Origin of the sequence: Trichloromonas sp. (assembly GCF_034006665.1) — a bacterium.
In the GTDB taxonomy this organism is placed as follows: domain Bacteria; phylum Desulfobacterota; class Desulfuromonadia; order Desulfuromonadales; family Trichloromonadaceae; genus Trichloromonas.
Genome location: NZ_JAVESI010000010.1, coordinates 1 through 14,759 on the forward strand (window position 1 = coordinate 1; position 14,759 = coordinate 14,759).

The following is a 14,759-nucleotide window of genomic DNA, read 5'->3' on the forward strand; positions in this document are numbered from 1 at the left end:
CAAACCGGGTACCTGCCTCAGATGTACTGAGGGGAAGAATGGACAGGAGCCGTATACGAGGCCCGTACGTACGGTTCTGTGAGAGGGATGAGGCGAGCTTGATCTGCTCGCCTCACCCTACTCGATTTTTCGACGCCGGTCTTTTGGCGGAACTTTCGCGCCGGAAGAGGTGATTTCGCGAGGAGAAAACTTTCGGGCGACGTGAATGCCCGGCAATGTCTCGCCATCAGGGTAAAAATTCCCATACGGCGAAACCTTGGATGGATTCCCTTCGCCTCTGTGCTCCTTTTTCCTGCATTTATGGCACGTCGTTTGCTGGATAGGGCCGACGTGGATTGTTTATGTGCCGGCCGGTTGCCGGCGGTCACCGTCGCGAGAGGCGCTCCGGAAGATTCCGGTTGCTTCCGGCGATGCGGAAAGGAATCTCAATGAGAGAAACGAACAGCCCCTTGAACCTGGTTTTGCCCTATGTGATCTTGACGGCGGCCGCTTTGCTTCTGCTTTGGTGGTTTGACGCTGGGGCGGGGATCTTCTGGCTGGTTTTGGGAATGGCCTGTCTTTGGGGGCTGGTCACCGCTTGGCTGCTGCGGTCGCAAGTCGCCCGGGCCCAGCGGAGTCGCCGGGAGATCGACGCCCAGATCGATGAGCTGACGGCCAAGACCACGTCCCTGTTGGAGTTCATGTCCAAGGAATTCAATGACCAGTTTACCATTGTCCGCGACGAAAACCGCCAGGTGCAGGTTCTGCTCGCTGATGCCATCGACAAGCTGGTGGGCAGTTTCACCGGTATGGATGAGCAGTCTCACCGCCAGTTCGAATTGGCGAACCAACTCACCCGTCAGGGAGGGAAGAGTTCTGCAGAAGGGCTCGATTTCGAAAGCCTCTGGCGTGAGATCGAGGGGGTGTTACGTACCTTCGTCGACGCGGCTACGGAAAACAGCGGGGTCGCCAAACGTCTTCTTGAAGAAATGACCGCCACAAGTACCCAGTTTCTCGGGGTTTTGACCATGCTCGACGAGGTTAAGAAGATTGCCGATCAGACCAACCTGCTGGCAATCAACGCCACCGTCGAAGCGGCTCGGGCCGGGCAGGCCGGCAAAGGTTTCGCGGTGGTCGCCGGTGAGGTGCGCAATCTTTCGGTGCACTCCAACACGTTTAGCAACAAGATCGGCGATGAAGTCAGCGGCATCGCCCAAGCGCTCAACGCCGTGGAAAACACCATCGGCAAGATCGCTCGCCAGGAAGCCAGTCTGCTGACGGAAACCGACACTCGTGTCAAGGAATTGACCGGCAAACTCCACGCCTTCAACGCCCAGGTGGAGCATGCGGCCGACGAAATCGGCCGGATTTCCACGGAAGTCGGCGCCACCGTGCGTACTGCCGTGACCTCGTTGCAGTTCCAGGATATGTGCACGCAGATCATTGATCATGTCGGCAAACGCATCGACGCCTTGGGCGAGATCCTCGAAAGCCTTGCCCGCCTGCCTCTGGCGGCCCGGGAGTTCGCCGATGCCGACGAAACCCATTGCGAGAAACGCCTGCAACGCTTCGCCCGCCAACTTGGCGAGGCTGCGGCTCTGGTGGAACGCGCCCGGCACAATCCGGTTTCGCAGAAGAGTCTGGCGACCGGCGATATCGAACTTTTCTGAGAAGAGCAGCCCGACCTTTTCAACCCCGTAGTCAAGGGAGAGCTTTATGGCCAAAACAATTCTTGCCGCTGACGATTCCCGGTCGATTCTGCAGATGGTCTCTTTCACCCTCAAGGGCGCCGGTTACACGGTGGTCGAGGCTGGTGACGGCCAAGCTGCCCTCGACCTGGCGAAAAAACAGCCCTTTTCCCTGGTTATCACCGATCTCAACATGCCGCGCATGGACGGCATCGCCCTGATCCAGAACCTGCGCGCCTTGCCCAGCTACAAGTTCACGCCGATTCTGATGCTCACCACCGAAGCGGGGGAGACCTTCAAGACCAAGGGCAAGGCCGCCGGCGCCACCGGCTGGCTGGTCAAGCCTTTCGATCCGGAAAAACTGCTGGGTGTGGTCAAGAAGTTGATCGGTTGAGTTCCCGAGTCTGGTCCCTGGGGCAACCACCGGCCCGAATATCTTTCACCAAGCGATCGGAGATCCCATGCTCGAATCCACGCTCCTTGCGCCCGACGGTGCGCGGCCGGCAACTTTGCGGGTCAGCGGCCAGGCTGTTATCGCCTTCATTCTCCAGTTCAAAAGTGCCTTGGAGGCCGCTTTGCAAACGTATCCCGATCTTCACGTCGATTGCGCGGGAGTGACCGAGGCCGATTTTTCCTGCATGCAGCTGCTTTGGAGCGCTCACCAGAGCCATTCCGGGATGCGGGTCACCCCCGCCAGCTGCGAAGTTTTGGGGCCGGTAATCCTGGCTTCCGGGCTCGATCGGATCGATGGGTGTTGCATGGCTGATCATTCTGACGATCGTTTCTGGTCCTGTCCCGACGCTTCTCCGGGAAAAGTCTGAAACGAAGGGTTTCGCCTGCCGTTCCCGTTTTCTGCTACCCCGTTTAATGCCGAGAGGGAAGTGCCATGTCCAGTCCCCATGATGCCTTTCGCGAAGAGGCCTACGAGCTTCTCACCGCCCTGGAAAATTCGCTCCTCGAACTGGAAGAGTGCCCGGGCGATCGGGAGATTGTCGGCGCGGTCTTTCGCGCCATGCACACCATCAAGGGATCCGGGGCGATGTTCGGCTTCGACGACATCTCTTCCTTCACCCACGATGTCGAAACGGTCTTTGATCTGGTCCGCAACGACGAGCTGGAGGTGACCGGGCCGCTGGTCAGCCTCTCCCTGGCTGCTCGTGATCAGATCAAGGCGATGCTCGATGTGACCTGCGGCGGCGACCCCTGCGATTCTGCCCGTACCGAGGAGTTGCGTTCCGCCTTCCGCGCCTTGATTCCGGCCACGGAGGGCGCTCCCCCTGCCGCATCCGCTTCCGCAAAAGTGGAAAAAGCGGCGGTCGTTCGAGAGCGGACCTATCGTATCCGCTTCTACCCCAACCGTGGAATCGCCCTTTCCGGCACCAATCCTCTCTGTCTGCTCAAAGAACTGCGCGAGCTCGGCAAGTGCCAGGTGATCGCCCACATGGACGATGTGCCGCCGTTGGCCGAGCTCAACCCGGAACAGATCTACGCCTGTTGGGATGTGATTCTCACCACCGGCAAAGAGCTCGATGCCATCAAGGACGTCTTCATCTTCGTCGAGGACGAGTGCCGGATTCAGATCGACCTCATCGATGACGAGGAGCTGCTCGGCAACGACAGCAGCTACAAGAAGCTCGGCGATATCCTCATCGAACGCGGCGATCTGACTCCGGAAGCTTTGCGGGAGATCTTACGCCAGCAGAAGCGGGTCGGCGAGATGCTGATCGCGGCCAAGGTGGTCAGCCCTTCCAAGGTCGCCTCGGCTTTGGCCGAACAGCAGCAGGTCAAGGAGATCCGCAGCCGGCAGCAACAGAAACAGCAGGGGGGAGGGGATGCCGCAAGCATTCGCGTCCCCGCCGACCGTCTTGACCGGTTGGTCGATCTGGTCGGCGAGATGGTTACCATCCAGTCGCGTCTGTCGCAGATCTCCCTTGGCCGTGAGGATGCCGAGCTGATCTCCATCGCCGAGGAGGTGGAGCGCCTCACTGCCGAGTTGCGGGACAATACCCTGAACATCCGCATGCTCCCCATCGGGACCACCTTCAGCAAATTCAAACGCTTGGTGCGCGACCTCTCCCAAGAACTGGGCAAGGAGATCGAACTGACCACCGCCGGCGCCGACACCGAGCTGGACAAAACGGTTATCGAGAAACTCAACGATCCCCTGGTGCACATCATCCGCAACAGCATCGACCACGGCATCGAGGCGCCGGAGAAGCGCGAGGCGGCGGGGAAGAAACGCCAGGGGACGATTCGCCTGGCGGCCATCCACTCCGGCGACAGCGTCATCATCGAGATTGTCGACGACGGCGCCGGGCTCAACGAAGAGGCGATCCGGCGCAAGGCGGTGGAAAAGGGGCTGATCGGCGAGCAGGAGCAACTCAGCCGGCAAGAGATTTTTCAGCTGATTTTCGCCGCCGGGTTTTCCACCGCCCAGAAGGTCACCGGCGTTTCCGGACGTGGCGTCGGCATGGATGTGGTCAAGCGCGCCATTGAGTCGTTGCGCGGCTCCATCGACATCGACAGCACAGCGGGGAAGGGAACGATCATCCGCGTGCGCATTCCGCTGACCCTGGCGATCATCGACAGTCTGCTGGTGACTATCGGCGAGGATTGTTACGTCATCCCCTTGAGCGTCGTCGAGGAATGTATCGAACTGACCCGCGCCGATGTGGCCCAGGCCCACGGCCGCAACCTGGTGCGGGTACGGGACCGGCTCGTCCCTTACGTGTATCTGCGTGACGAGTTCGCCATCGCGGATGAGCCGCCGGAGATCGAGCAGGTCGTTGTCACCGCCGTCAATGGCAACCAGGTCGGCTTTGTCGTCGACCGGGTCATCGGCGAACACCAGACCGTCATCAAATCCCTCGGGCGCATGTACCGCGACGTGCAGGGTCTTTCCGGCGCAACCATCCTCGGCGACGGCAAGGTGGCGCTGATCCTCGATATCCCCCAACTCGTCCAACGGGCCGAGCAGGCGGCCTGACCGATAATCTTCTCCACGCTATTCTTCTCCCGAGCCGAAGGAGACTTAACCTCCTTTGGCGTCTTTGCGTTCGTCAAAATTTCGACCTCTCATGCCAGATTCCGACAGGGTATTTTCCCCGTGCGGCCTGTGCGGAAACTTTTCCCTAGCCACCCGAACAGGAGGAGTTAATCCTTTTTTTTGCGGATGATGAACCTTCTGATGTTTACTTTGGCACGTGACTTGCTCAGATTGAAAGTCGACAAACGATGCCCATGATGAGGTAAAATCTACCAGGTATTTTTCCGGTTCGGATTTGTGCTTCGCAATGGGCATCAGCGGCGGTTACCGGCGGGGTGAAGGCTCTTTTGGAAAGGAGATGCAGGCATGGCGGAAGCAAGCGGCAACGAGAATCACCAGTATCTGACCTTCAAACTCGACGAGGAGGTCTTCGCCCTCGGCATCGACAAGGTGCGCGAGGTGCTCGACTACACCAGCGTCACCAAAGTACCCCAGACCCCCGATTTTATGCGTGGGGTCATCAACCTGCGCGGCAGCGTGGTGCCGGTGGTCGACATGCGCCTCAAGTTCGGTATGGCGAAGACCGAACGCACAGTGAACACCTGCATCATCATCGTCGAGATCAACCTCGACGGCGAAACCACCATCCTTGGCGCCCTGGCCGATTCGGTGCAGGAAGTGCTTGATCTGGAGCCCCACCAGATTGAACCGGCGCCGAAAATCGGCACGAAACTGCGCACAGAATTTATTCGCGGTATGGGCAAGCGCGACGAGCAGTTCATCATCCTTCTCGACATCGACAGGGTCTTTTCCGGTGAGGAACTGGCGGCGGTACAGAAAGCGGCTCCGGATTAAGGAAACCGAAGATTTCAATGGATTTCGATTGGCACATCTAACCTGCAGGAGGACAGAATGAAACTTGGAGTCAAGATTGGTCTCGGATTTGCCGTATTGTTGGCCATAGCTGCTATTTTAGGGATTCTTGCCGTCGTGAACATGAGTACGGTTCGAACCCAATCAACCATGTTGCAACAAGAGTATGTCCCCGAAGTTGGCATCGCCAACCAGATTGAGCGCAGTTCTTTCCGCACCATGTACGCCATGCGCGGTTACGGGTTCACCGGTGAAAAAGCCTTTCTTGATACGGCCCAAGAGAACATTAAAGCCCTTCATGAACGATTGGAGAACGCCAAAAAGTTGGGCGATGCGTCGCCTAATCTGAAAGCCCTGCGCCCGGCGGTGGAAAAAGTTGAAAAGCTGGTGGACGACTATGGAAATCTGCTTGAGCAGACCATTACCATCAATGCCGCTATGGAGGAAGAACGCGGAAAACTCGATGCGGTCGCTCGTCAATTCATGGAGAACTGCAGCACTTTCCTGGCCGGTCAGAATCGGCGGATCGAAGAAGAAATCAAAGCCAACGTCGGCGAGGCGGGCCTAGATGAGCGTCTGAAAAAAATTACCCTGGTTAACGATATCATTGACCTCGGAAATGCCACCCGTATTGCCGCTTGGCGTTCGCAGGCGGAACGTGATCCGAAACTGATCGAAAACGCCACCGGCAACTTCGACCTGATGAAGAATAAACTAGGTATGTTGCGTGCGATTACTCGTCTCGAAGAAAACCTTAAAAATATCGATGTGACCGAAGCCGCGGCAATGAACTATCGACAAACAGTGAACGAATTTCTCAGCTTCTGGCTGAAAAACAACGAACTGGGCAAGCAGCGCGCCGAAGCCGGCGATAAGGTGGTTGCCGAAGCCCGCGAAGTTGCCGTGACCGGCATGGACGGCACCGCCCGCATTGCTGAAGGCGCGGTTTCCGCCTTGGCCACCGCCAGTACGATCATGATAGTCGGTTTGCTCATTGCGCTGGCTATCGGAGTTGCGGTCGCCATCTTCATTACCCGCGCCATCACCAAACCGATCTTTAAAGGCGTGAAATTCGCGGAAATGATCGCCGAAGGGGATCTGACCCAACGTCTCGACATCGTGCAGAAGGACGAGATCGGCCAACTGGCTCACGCCCTGAACACCATGGTCGACAAACTCAAGGATGTGGTTGCCAACGTCCAGTCTGCCGCCGACAATGTCGCCTCGGGCAGCCAGCAACTCTCGGCCAGTTCGGAAGAGATGAGCCAAGGCTCCACCGAGCAGGCGGCGGCGGCCGAGGAGGCGAGCAGTTCGATGGAACAGATGGCGGCGAACATCCGCCAGAATGCCGACAACGCCATGCAGACCGAAAAGATCGCCATCAAGAGTGCCCAAGACGCCCAAGAAGGCGGCCAGGCGGTGGCCGAGACGGTCGGGGCGATGAAGCAGATTGCCGAGAAGATCAACATTATCGAGGAGATCGCTCGCCAGACCAACCTGCTCGCCCTGAATGCGGCGATCGAAGCGGCGCGGGCCGGGGAGCACGGCAAGGGCTTCGCGGTCGTTGCCGCCGAGGTGCGCAAGCTGGCGGAGCGCAGCCAGAACGCCGCCGGGGAGATCGGTGAACTTTCCGGGCGCAGCGTCGACATCGCCGAGAAGGCGGGGGAGATGCTGGCGCGCATGGTACCGGACATCCAGAAGACCGCCGAACTGGTACAGGAGATTTCCGCTGCCAGCAAAGAGCAGGACACCGGCGCCGAACAGGTGAATCAGGCGATCCAGCAGCTCGATCAGGTCATCCAGCAGAACGCTTCGGCCTCCGAGGAGATGGCTTCGACTTCCGAGGAACTCTCCAGCCAGGCTGAGCAGTTGCAGGAGACTATCGGCTTCTTCAAGGTCGATATGCGTTCCTCGGCCATCGTGCGCAAGACCGCTGCCGCGAAGAGAAACAAGCCTGCGGCGGTCGCCCGGGTGAGTGCCGGCAAGAGCCAGACCGAAGCCGGCGGCCTGCTGCTCGACATGACCACGGGGCGTGACAAGCTCGACGATGATTTCGAGAAGTTCTGATAGGAACATGTGAGGGGTGAGGTGTAAAGGGTTAAAGGCCTTTGCGTCGCACTCCTTACGCCTCACACTTCACCCCTCACGTTCCCGGGGAGCCCATGAGCTTGCATCCCAAGGACTTTCAGCGCCTGAGCCGCTTCATCTACGAAGAACTGGGCATCAAGATGCCGGCGAGCAAGACGACCATGCTCGAAGGGCGCCTGGCCAAGCGCCTGCGCGCCCTCAAGCTTGACGGCTATGGCGCCTACTGCGACTATCTCTTCAGCCCCCAGGGTCGGGAAAATGAGATGGTGCACCTGACCAATGCGGTGACCACTAACAAGACCGACTTCTTCCGCGAACCGAACCACTTTACTTATCTCACCCAGACCGCCATCCCCGAACTGCTGAAGATCGGTACCGCCGAACGCGGCAAGCTGAGAATCTGGAGCGCGGGCTGTTCTTCCGGCGAGGAACCCTACACACTGGCCATGGTCCTGAGCGAATTCCGCGAGCAGCAGCCCCAGTTGGCGCTGCGTCCGCAGATTCTCGCCACGGATATTTCCAACCGGGTGCTCGACATCGCCCGGCGCGCCGTCTATCACCTGGATCGCATCACGCCCATCCCGGCGGCGGTGCGGCGCAAATACCTGCTGAAAAGCAAGGACAAGGATAATCCCATTGTGCGCATCGCCCCCGAACAGCGGGCGATGGTCAGTTTCGGGCGGCTTAATTTCATGGATGAGGAATTCGGATTGCGCGAATTGCAGGATGTGATTTTCTGCCGTAACGTTATCATCTACTTCGATCGGGAAACCCAGGAGCGGCTGGTGCGCAAGTTCTGTCACCATCTGCTCCCCGGCGGCTATCTCTTTCTCGGCCATTCCGAATCGCTGCACGGCTGCGACGTGCCGGTCGTGCAGGTGGCGCCGACCGTCTATCGGAAACCCCGGTCATGATTGCCTTGGCGCAGTTGCCGAAAATCTATCTCAAGCCGGGAGAACTGACGATCAACGAGCATCCAGCCGAAGTCGCTACGGTGCTTGGTTCCTGCGTGGCGGTGACCCTTTACAGCCCCCGGTATTCCGTCGGTGCCATCTGCCACGCGATGCTCCCCCGGGGCGGCGGATTCAAATATGTGGATGGCGCCCTGCGGCATATGCTGGAGGTCTTTGATCACCTGGGGATTCCCCGGCACGAAATTGAGACTAAGCTTTTCGGCGGCTCCGATATGTTTCCTGTGTTGAATCTGACGAAAGCTGACACGGTAGGGCGCCAAAACGTTGCCATGGCCCAGAGTCTTCTGAAGGAGGAGGGGCTGGTCCCCCGGGTCGCGGATGTGGGGGGAAGGCAGGGCCGCAAGCTGATTTTTTATCCCCATACCGGCGAGGTCTTTCTCAAGCGCCTGAATAAAAATTGGCGGGAAGGGTGAGCTCCGCTGGATTCCCCCTGCAATGATTCTGGAGGAATGAACGGATGGCCAATAAAATCAAGGTGCTGATTGTCGACGACTCGGCCGTGGTGCGCCAGACCCTGGCCGCTATCCTAAGTTCCGATCCCGAGATCGAGATCATGGCTACCGCCTCCGACCCCTTTGTCGCCGCCGAGCGCCTCAAAGAGGGCATCCCCGACGTCATCACCCTTGACGTGGAGATGCCACGCATGGATGGCCTGACTTTCCTGCGCAAGATCATGACCCAGCATCCGATCCCCGTGGTCATGTGCTCCAGCCTTACCGGGAAGGGCTCGGAATCGGCCCTCAAGGCCCTGGAATACGGCGCCGTCGAGATCATCGAGAAACCGGCCCTGGGCACTAAACAGTTCTTGCAGGAAGCCCAGGTACGCATTTGCGACACGGTCAAGGCTGCCGCCAGCGTCAAGGTGCGCAAACTCCCCTTGGCTTCCTTGCGCGCCGAGCCCAAGCTGAGCGCCGACGCAGTGCTGGCCAAGCCGAGTGGCAAGGCGATGATCCGGACCACGGAAAAGGTGGTGGTGATCGGCGCCTCCACCGGCGGGACTGAAGCCCTGCGTATTTTCCTCGAAGCGTTACCCGCTGACACCCCCGGCATCGTCATCGTTCAGCACATGCCCGAGGACTTCACCGCCGCCTTCGCCAGGCGTCTCGATAGTCTCTGCCGGGTGACGGTCAAGGAGGCCGCAGACGGCGATACGGTAGTGCGCGGCCGGGCGCTCATCGCCCCCGGCAACCGGCACACCCTGCTCAAGCGCAGCGGCGCCCGTTATTATGTGGAAGTCAAGGACGGCCCGCTGGTCTCCCGCCACCGGCCCTCGGTCGATGTCCTCTTTCGCAGCGCTGCCCGCTACGCCGGCAAGAACGCCGTCGCCGCCATCATGACCGGCATGGGGGATGACGGCGCCAAGGGGATGAAGGAAATGCGCGATGCCGGCGCCCGTACCATCGCTCAGGATGAAGCCAGTTGCGTCGTGTTCGGCATGCCTAAAGAGGCAATCAAGCTCGGCGGCGCCGAATTCGTCACGCCGTTGGAGAAGATCGCCGCCGAGATCCTGCGCCTCTCTTCCTGATTTCCTTTCCTCTCTCCTTTTTCTTTTCCCGTTGACCGTTTTTGTCGCCGCTTCTATCATGCGCGCACAGGTGTTCTGTTGCCTTCGGCTGGACAGCTGATACCTTTATGGAGATCCGTCCGTCTGCCGGCAAAAAACAGGTGGCGGGCAGGCGAACAGCGTTTGACGCAAAGGGAGAGGAGATCTCATGGAAATCGAGAAAGGCGCGGGGAAACTGGCCAAGACGCTGCGGGTGATGATTCTCGACAAGCCGGGGTATCTCGGCAAGCTGACTTCTGTCATCGGTATGCAAGGGAGCAGCATTGGCGATATCCGGCTGTTGCGCATGGGCTTGACCCACAATACCCGGGAAATGACCATCTACGTCGATAACGACGAGCAGATGGAAGAGATCCTCGACAATCTGGCCAAACTCGAAGGGATTATCGTCGAGGATGTCGTCGACCTGGTGCATCAGCTGCATGAAGGGGGAAAGATCACCATGAAGGGAACGCACCCCCTCAATACCATCAGCGACATCCGCAAAATCTACACCCCCGGCGTCGCAACCATCTGCCGTGATATCCAGAAACGTCCGGAGTTGGCCTACAAATACACGGCGATCCCCAACCAGGTGGCGATTGTTACCAACGGCACAGCGATTCTCGGTCTCGGCGATATCGGCGCGGTGGCGGGGATGCCGGTCATGGAAGGGAAGGCGGCGCTCTTCGACCGGTTTGTGGGGGTGAGCGGCATTCCCATCCTCATCGAGAGCAAAGATCCGGCGGTGATCATCGAGACGGTGAAAAACATCGCTCCGACCTTTGGCGCCATCAAGCTCGAAGACATCGCCGCCCCCGAATGTTTTGAGATCGAAGATGTGCTCGACCGCATTCTCGACATTCCGGTCATGCATGACGACCAGCACGGAACCGCCGTCGTGGTTCTCGCCGCGCTCCTCAACGCCACCAAGTTTTCCGGTTTGATGCTGGGTAAGTCCGCCATCGGCGTTATCGGTCTGGGCGCGGCAGGGATGGGGATTTCCAAACTGCTTCTTTCCTACGGGGTGAAGAAGGTCATCGGCACCGATCTGCAGGAGGCGGCCAAGGAACGCCTGGGGGCGGCCGGCGGCGAAGCCGGTACCCTGGCGGATGTCATGGCCGGCGCCAACATCGTCGTCGCCACCACCGGCTGCCCCGGCCTGATCAAGCCCGAGATGGTGAGAAAAGGGCAGGTCATTCTCGCCCTCTCCAATCCCAATCCGGAAATCACCCCCGAGGATGCCGTCGCCGCCGGCGCCGCTTTCGCCGCCGACGGCAAGAGCGTCAACAACGCCCTCGGTTTCCCCGGCATCTTCCGCGGCGCCCTCAATGTGCGCGCCCGGGTCATCAACAACAAGATGAAGATCGCCGCCGCCAAGGCCATCGCCGCCTGCGCCGAGGAAGGGGAACTTGTCCCCTCTATCCTCACCGACGAAGTCCACCAGAAAGTCGCCGAGGCAGTGGAGCGCGCGGCCTTGGAGTCGGGGGTGATCAAACCCTGGGAATAGGGGCGGTGAGGGGTGAGGAGGGTCGGCTGAAGGCTTTCGCTCCTCACCCCGTTCAGCCTTCAGTCTTTAGTCTTCAGCTTCCCTTCCTCTTCCCCCCCTTCGATCGGGATCTTCCGTCCTGCCGTTTCCTTTGTGCCGACCGGCATGCTGATTTCGAGGATGCCGTTTTTGCAGACCGCCTGGATCTTTTCGGCATCCGCCCCCTCGGGGAGCATCAGCCGCCGGCGGAAGGCGCCGAAGTGCGTTTCCCGCACCAGATAGTCATGATCTTTGGTCTCCCGGTCGGCGGTGCGTTCGCCGCTGATGGTCAGCATGTTGCCGTCGACGCTCACGTCGAGCTTCTCCCGCTTGACTCCCGGCACCTCAACGTCGACATGAAAAATGTGGTCCTTCATGTACGTGTTGATGGCCGGAGTGCCTATCCCCAGCCCCTCTCCGGGTTCGCGGGTCAGCCCGAAGGTGCGGCGGAACATGTCGTCCATTTCCCGGTGCAGCTGGCTCAGTTCCTTGCTCAGATCCCGAAAAGGATCCCAACGGCTCGGTAGCATGGCGTGCCTCCTTTCTCCTGCGTTGATCGTTCCTTATACCTTTACGCTCTTCCGACCGCCTGTCAACCACTGCTCTTGCGGAAATCTTTTTCCGGTATCTCCGAGTTTGGCGATGGGGAATTAAATTCTTGACACAAATGATAGAGTTAGATAAAAGTTCTAGTAACAATTATTTGGAGGGAAAGTCTGATGAAGTTTTCGACTAAAAGTCGTTACGGGCTGCGCGCCCTTTTCGACATGGCTTATCATTCCGGGAACTTGCCGACACAGATCAAGGATATCTCGCGGCGGCAGGATATCTCCCCCCGCTATCTGGAACAGATTTTTCAGGATTTGAAGAAGGCCGGACTGATCAAGAGCCGGCGTGGGCCGCAGGGGGGCTACATGCTGGCCCGCAAGCCCGAGGAGATCACCGTCCGGCAGATCCTCCTCGCCGCCGAAGGGGATTTGACCCTGGTGCTCTGTGCCAAGGACGATTGCGACGCGGGCAGGGGCAAGGGCAAGTGCGAGTTCGACAGTCGCTGCGTCACCCAGCAGGTCTGGGCCGAAGCGACCCGGAAGCTGTCCGCCTATTTCGATTCGGTGACCCTCAAGGATCTTTGCGATCAGGGCAAGGCCATGGGCCTGGAGAAAGAACTCGATCACCGCTTCATGTACTACATCTGACCGCGCCAAGGAGGATTCCATGCCGGTAACCACAAGCACCAGCCCCCTGGGGCAGATCGGCCGGACCCCCCTGGTCCAAATCACCCGCCTCGGCGACGGAAGCGGGGCCGCCGTCTGGGGCAAACTCGAATCGATGAACCCCGGCGGCAGCGTCAAGGATCGTATCGCCTTGGCCATGATCGAAGCGGCCGAACAGGAAGGGCTGCTCAAGCCCGGCGCGACCGTGGTCGAGCCGACCAGCGGCAACACCGGCATCGGTCTTTCCCTGGTCTGCGCCATCAAGGGTTATAAGCTGATTCTCACCATGCCCGACACCATGAGCCAGGAGCGGCGGCGGCTGCTCGGGGCCTACGGCGCCGAACTCGTTCTAACCCCCGGTGCCCAAGGGATGCGCGGCGCCATCGACACCGCCGAGGAACTTGCCCGGGCGAAAAAGGCCTATATGCCCCAGCAGTTCAAAAATCCCGCCAATCCCCGGATCCACGAAGAGACCACCGGACCGGAGATCCTTGCCGCTCTCGATGGCGCGGTTGACGCTTTTGTCGCCGGGGTCGGCACCGGCGGCACCATCACCGGGGTCGGGCGGGCGCTCAAGGCGAGCAATCCGCAGGTCCACATCGCGGCGGTGGAGCCGGCTGATTCGGCGGTCCTCTCCGGCGGCGACCCGGGTTTGCACAAGATTCAGGGGATCGGCGCCGGTTTCGTGCCCGATGTCCTCGATACGGCCATCTACCAAGAAGTCATCCGCGTCGGCAACGACGACGCCATCGCCACCGCCCGCAAGCTGGCCCGGGTCGAAGGGCTCTTTGTCGGCATTTCCGCCGGCGCTAATGTCTTCGCCGCCTTGCAGGTGGCCCGTAAACTCAAGCCTGGGCAGAATGTCGTGACTATCCTCTGCGATACCGGCGAACGCTATCTTTCAACGGGGATTTACGACTGAGGCGTGAGGCGTGAGGCGTGAGGTGTTAAACCTCCAAGAAGACAGCTCTTTTGGTTTTTTCTCCTCACTCTCGACCCCTCACACCTCACGGATTCAGGTTGAATTAAGGGATCGCATGGCGGCTCTGGATGATAAGTATCTGCGTTTGCAGAAGATCCTGCGCGGCCTGGGGTCGGTGCTGATCGCCTTTTCCGGCGGCGTCGACTCGACCCTGCTGCTGCGGGTGGCGGCGGCGGTGCTCGGCGCCGACCAGGTGCTGGCCCTGACCGCGACCTCGCCGACGTTCCCCCGCTACGAGCTTGAGGAAAGCCGTGCGTTGGCTGCTTCTTTCGGGGTCAGGCAACTGGTGGTCGAAAGCGATGAGCTGCGTAGCCCCGGCTTTGCCGAAAACGATCGCAGCCGTTGCTATCATTGCAAGAAAGAGCTCTTTTCTCTGTGCCGCGCCAAGGCCCAGGAACTCGGTTTCGTCGAGATTCTTGACGGCTCGAATGTGGATGATCTCGGCGATTTTCGCCCCGGCCGCCAGGCCGCCGACGAACTGCGGGTACGCTCCCCCCTGCTTGAAGCGGATCTCGGCAAGGAAGAAATCCGCGAACTCAGCCGCCGCTTCGGTCTGCCTACCGCCGACAAACAGCCCTTCGCCTGCCTTGCTTCCCGCTTTCCCTACGGCACGAAGATTACCGCCGAGCGGTTGGCCCAGGTGGAGCGTTGTGAAGATTTTCTGCGGCACCGGGATTTTCGCAACTACCGGGTACGCTATCACGGCGATACGGCGCGCATCGAGGTCGCGCCGGAGGAGATTCCGCGCTTTCTTGACGCCACCCTGCGCGAAGAGGTGGTAGCGGCATTCAAAGCCGCCGGCTTCACCTATGTCGCCCTCGATTTGCAGGGGTATCGCAGCGGCAGCATGAACGAGGTCGCCGCCTGAACGGCTGATGAAAAACGCCCATTTGCGGCGTTGCCC

Annotated in this window: 14 protein-coding genes; 13 read left to right on the top strand and 1 reads right to left on the bottom strand. The window is 59.8% G+C overall.

Annotation, left to right across the window (positions count from 1 at the left end; translation table 11 throughout):
• The first annotated feature begins 428 nt into the window (after positions 1–428).
• From RBR25_RS05775 to RBR25_RS05820, 10 genes are all read left to right on the top strand, one after another.
• Positions 429–1,649, top strand: coding sequence for a methyl-accepting chemotaxis protein (locus RBR25_RS05775; protein ID WP_432818590.1), 1,221 nt, complete (start codon positions 429–431; stop codon positions 1,647–1,649).
• A gap of 46 nt (positions 1,650–1,695) precedes the next feature.
• On the top strand, positions 1,696–2,061 hold the full coding sequence (locus tag RBR25_RS05780) for a response regulator (RefSeq protein WP_432818591.1): 366 nt from the start codon (positions 1,696–1,698) through the stop codon (positions 2,059–2,061).
• Between the two features lie 67 nt (positions 2,062–2,128).
• Positions 2,129–2,488 carry an STAS domain-containing protein gene (locus tag RBR25_RS05785; protein ID WP_432818592.1) on the top strand — a complete coding sequence of 120 codons (360 nt, stop codon included), beginning with the start codon at positions 2,129–2,131 and terminating at the stop codon, positions 2,486–2,488.
• A gap of 65 nt (positions 2,489–2,553) precedes the next feature.
• Positions 2,554–4,653: a chemotaxis protein CheA gene (locus RBR25_RS05790; protein ID WP_432818593.1), complete on the top strand. Its 2,100-nt coding sequence runs from the start codon at positions 2,554–2,556 to the stop codon at positions 4,651–4,653.
• 366 nt (positions 4,654–5,019) lie between these two features.
• Complete coding sequence (locus tag RBR25_RS05795; protein WP_432818594.1) at positions 5,020–5,508, top strand: chemotaxis protein CheW; 489 nt, start codon at positions 5,020–5,022, stop codon at positions 5,506–5,508.
• 57 nt (positions 5,509–5,565) lie between these two features.
• Positions 5,566–7,593 carry a HAMP domain-containing methyl-accepting chemotaxis protein gene (locus RBR25_RS05800; RefSeq protein ID WP_432818595.1) on the top strand — a complete coding sequence of 676 codons (2,028 nt, stop codon included), beginning with the start codon at positions 5,566–5,568 and terminating at the stop codon, positions 7,591–7,593.
• Positions 7,594–7,688: 95 nt separating this feature from the next.
• The gene (locus RBR25_RS05805) at positions 7,689–8,528 is read left to right on the top strand and encodes a CheR family methyltransferase (protein WP_432818596.1); all 840 of its coding nucleotides are present in this window, start codon (positions 7,689–7,691) and stop codon (positions 8,526–8,528) included.
• Positions 8,525–9,001 (top strand): chemotaxis protein CheD, encoded by a 477-nt coding sequence (locus RBR25_RS05810; protein ID WP_432818597.1) that lies wholly within the window; start codon positions 8,525–8,527, stop codon positions 8,999–9,001. Before RBR25_RS05805 ends, RBR25_RS05810 begins: the two co-directional genes overlap by 4 nt.
• A 44-nt stretch (positions 9,002–9,045) precedes the next feature.
• Positions 9,046–10,113, top strand: coding sequence for a protein-glutamate methylesterase/protein-glutamine glutaminase (locus RBR25_RS05815; RefSeq protein ID WP_432818598.1), 1,068 nt, complete (start codon positions 9,046–9,048; stop codon positions 10,111–10,113).
• A 187-nt stretch (positions 10,114–10,300) separates the two neighbouring features.
• On the top strand, positions 10,301–11,641 hold the full coding sequence (locus tag RBR25_RS05820; RefSeq protein WP_432818599.1) for an NAD-dependent malic enzyme: 1,341 nt from the start codon (positions 10,301–10,303) through the stop codon (positions 11,639–11,641).
• Positions 11,642–11,700: 59 nt separating this feature from the next.
• Here the strand turns inward: RBR25_RS05820 and RBR25_RS05825 are convergent, their stop codons facing one another.
• Positions 11,701–12,189 carry an Hsp20/alpha crystallin family protein gene (locus tag RBR25_RS05825; protein WP_432818600.1) on the bottom strand — a complete coding sequence of 163 codons (489 nt, stop codon included), beginning with the start codon at positions 12,187–12,189 and terminating at the stop codon, positions 11,701–11,703.
• 189 nt (positions 12,190–12,378) lie between these two features.
• Between RBR25_RS05825 and RBR25_RS05830 the strand changes: the two genes are divergently transcribed.
• From RBR25_RS05830 to larE, 3 genes are all read left to right on the top strand, one after another.
• Positions 12,379–12,855, top strand: a complete 477-nt coding sequence (locus RBR25_RS05830) for an RrF2 family transcriptional regulator (protein ID WP_432818601.1) — start codon at positions 12,379–12,381, stop codon at positions 12,853–12,855.
• Between the two features lie 19 nt (positions 12,856–12,874).
• A complete protein-coding gene (gene cysK, locus RBR25_RS05835) occupies positions 12,875–13,795 on the top strand; it encodes a cysteine synthase A (RefSeq protein WP_432818602.1) in 921 nt (306 codons plus the stop codon).
• A 115-nt stretch (positions 13,796–13,910) separates the two neighbouring features.
• Complete coding sequence (larE, locus tag RBR25_RS05840; protein WP_432818603.1) at positions 13,911–14,723, top strand: ATP-dependent sacrificial sulfur transferase LarE; 813 nt, start codon at positions 13,911–13,913, stop codon at positions 14,721–14,723.
• Positions 14,724–14,759: the final 36 nt, after the last annotated feature.

Bases quoted from the DNA above. Each gene is read 5' to 3' on its own strand.
- RBR25_RS05775 (WP_432818590.1), top strand. From the start codon at position 429: ATGAGAGAAACGAACAGCCCCTTGAACCTGGTTTTGCCCTATGTGATC.
- RBR25_RS05780 (WP_432818591.1), top strand. From the start codon at position 1,696: ATGGCCAAAACAATTCTTGCCGCTGACGATTCCCGGTCGATTCTGCAG.
- RBR25_RS05785 (WP_432818592.1), top strand. From the start codon at position 2,129: ATGCTCGAATCCACGCTCCTTGCGCCCGACGGTGCGCGGCCGGCAACT.
- RBR25_RS05790 (WP_432818593.1), top strand. From the start codon at position 2,554: ATGTCCAGTCCCCATGATGCCTTTCGCGAAGAGGCCTACGAGCTTCTC.
- RBR25_RS05795 (WP_432818594.1), top strand. From the start codon at position 5,020: ATGGCGGAAGCAAGCGGCAACGAGAATCACCAGTATCTGACCTTCAAA.
- RBR25_RS05800 (WP_432818595.1), top strand. From the start codon at position 5,566: ATGAAACTTGGAGTCAAGATTGGTCTCGGATTTGCCGTATTGTTGGCC.
- RBR25_RS05805 (WP_432818596.1), top strand. From the start codon at position 7,689: ATGAGCTTGCATCCCAAGGACTTTCAGCGCCTGAGCCGCTTCATCTAC.
- RBR25_RS05810 (WP_432818597.1), top strand. From the start codon at position 8,525: ATGATTGCCTTGGCGCAGTTGCCGAAAATCTATCTCAAGCCGGGAGAA.
- RBR25_RS05815 (WP_432818598.1), top strand. From the start codon at position 9,046: ATGGCCAATAAAATCAAGGTGCTGATTGTCGACGACTCGGCCGTGGTG.
- RBR25_RS05820 (WP_432818599.1), top strand. From the start codon at position 10,301: ATGGAAATCGAGAAAGGCGCGGGGAAACTGGCCAAGACGCTGCGGGTG.
- RBR25_RS05825 (WP_432818600.1), bottom strand. From the start codon at position 12,189: ATGCTACCGAGCCGTTGGGATCCTTTTCGGGATCTGAGCAAGGAACTG.
- RBR25_RS05830 (WP_432818601.1), top strand. From the start codon at position 12,379: ATGAAGTTTTCGACTAAAAGTCGTTACGGGCTGCGCGCCCTTTTCGAC.
- cysK (WP_432818602.1), top strand. From the start codon at position 12,875: ATGCCGGTAACCACAAGCACCAGCCCCCTGGGGCAGATCGGCCGGACC.
- larE (WP_432818603.1), top strand. From the start codon at position 13,911: ATGGCGGCTCTGGATGATAAGTATCTGCGTTTGCAGAAGATCCTGCGC.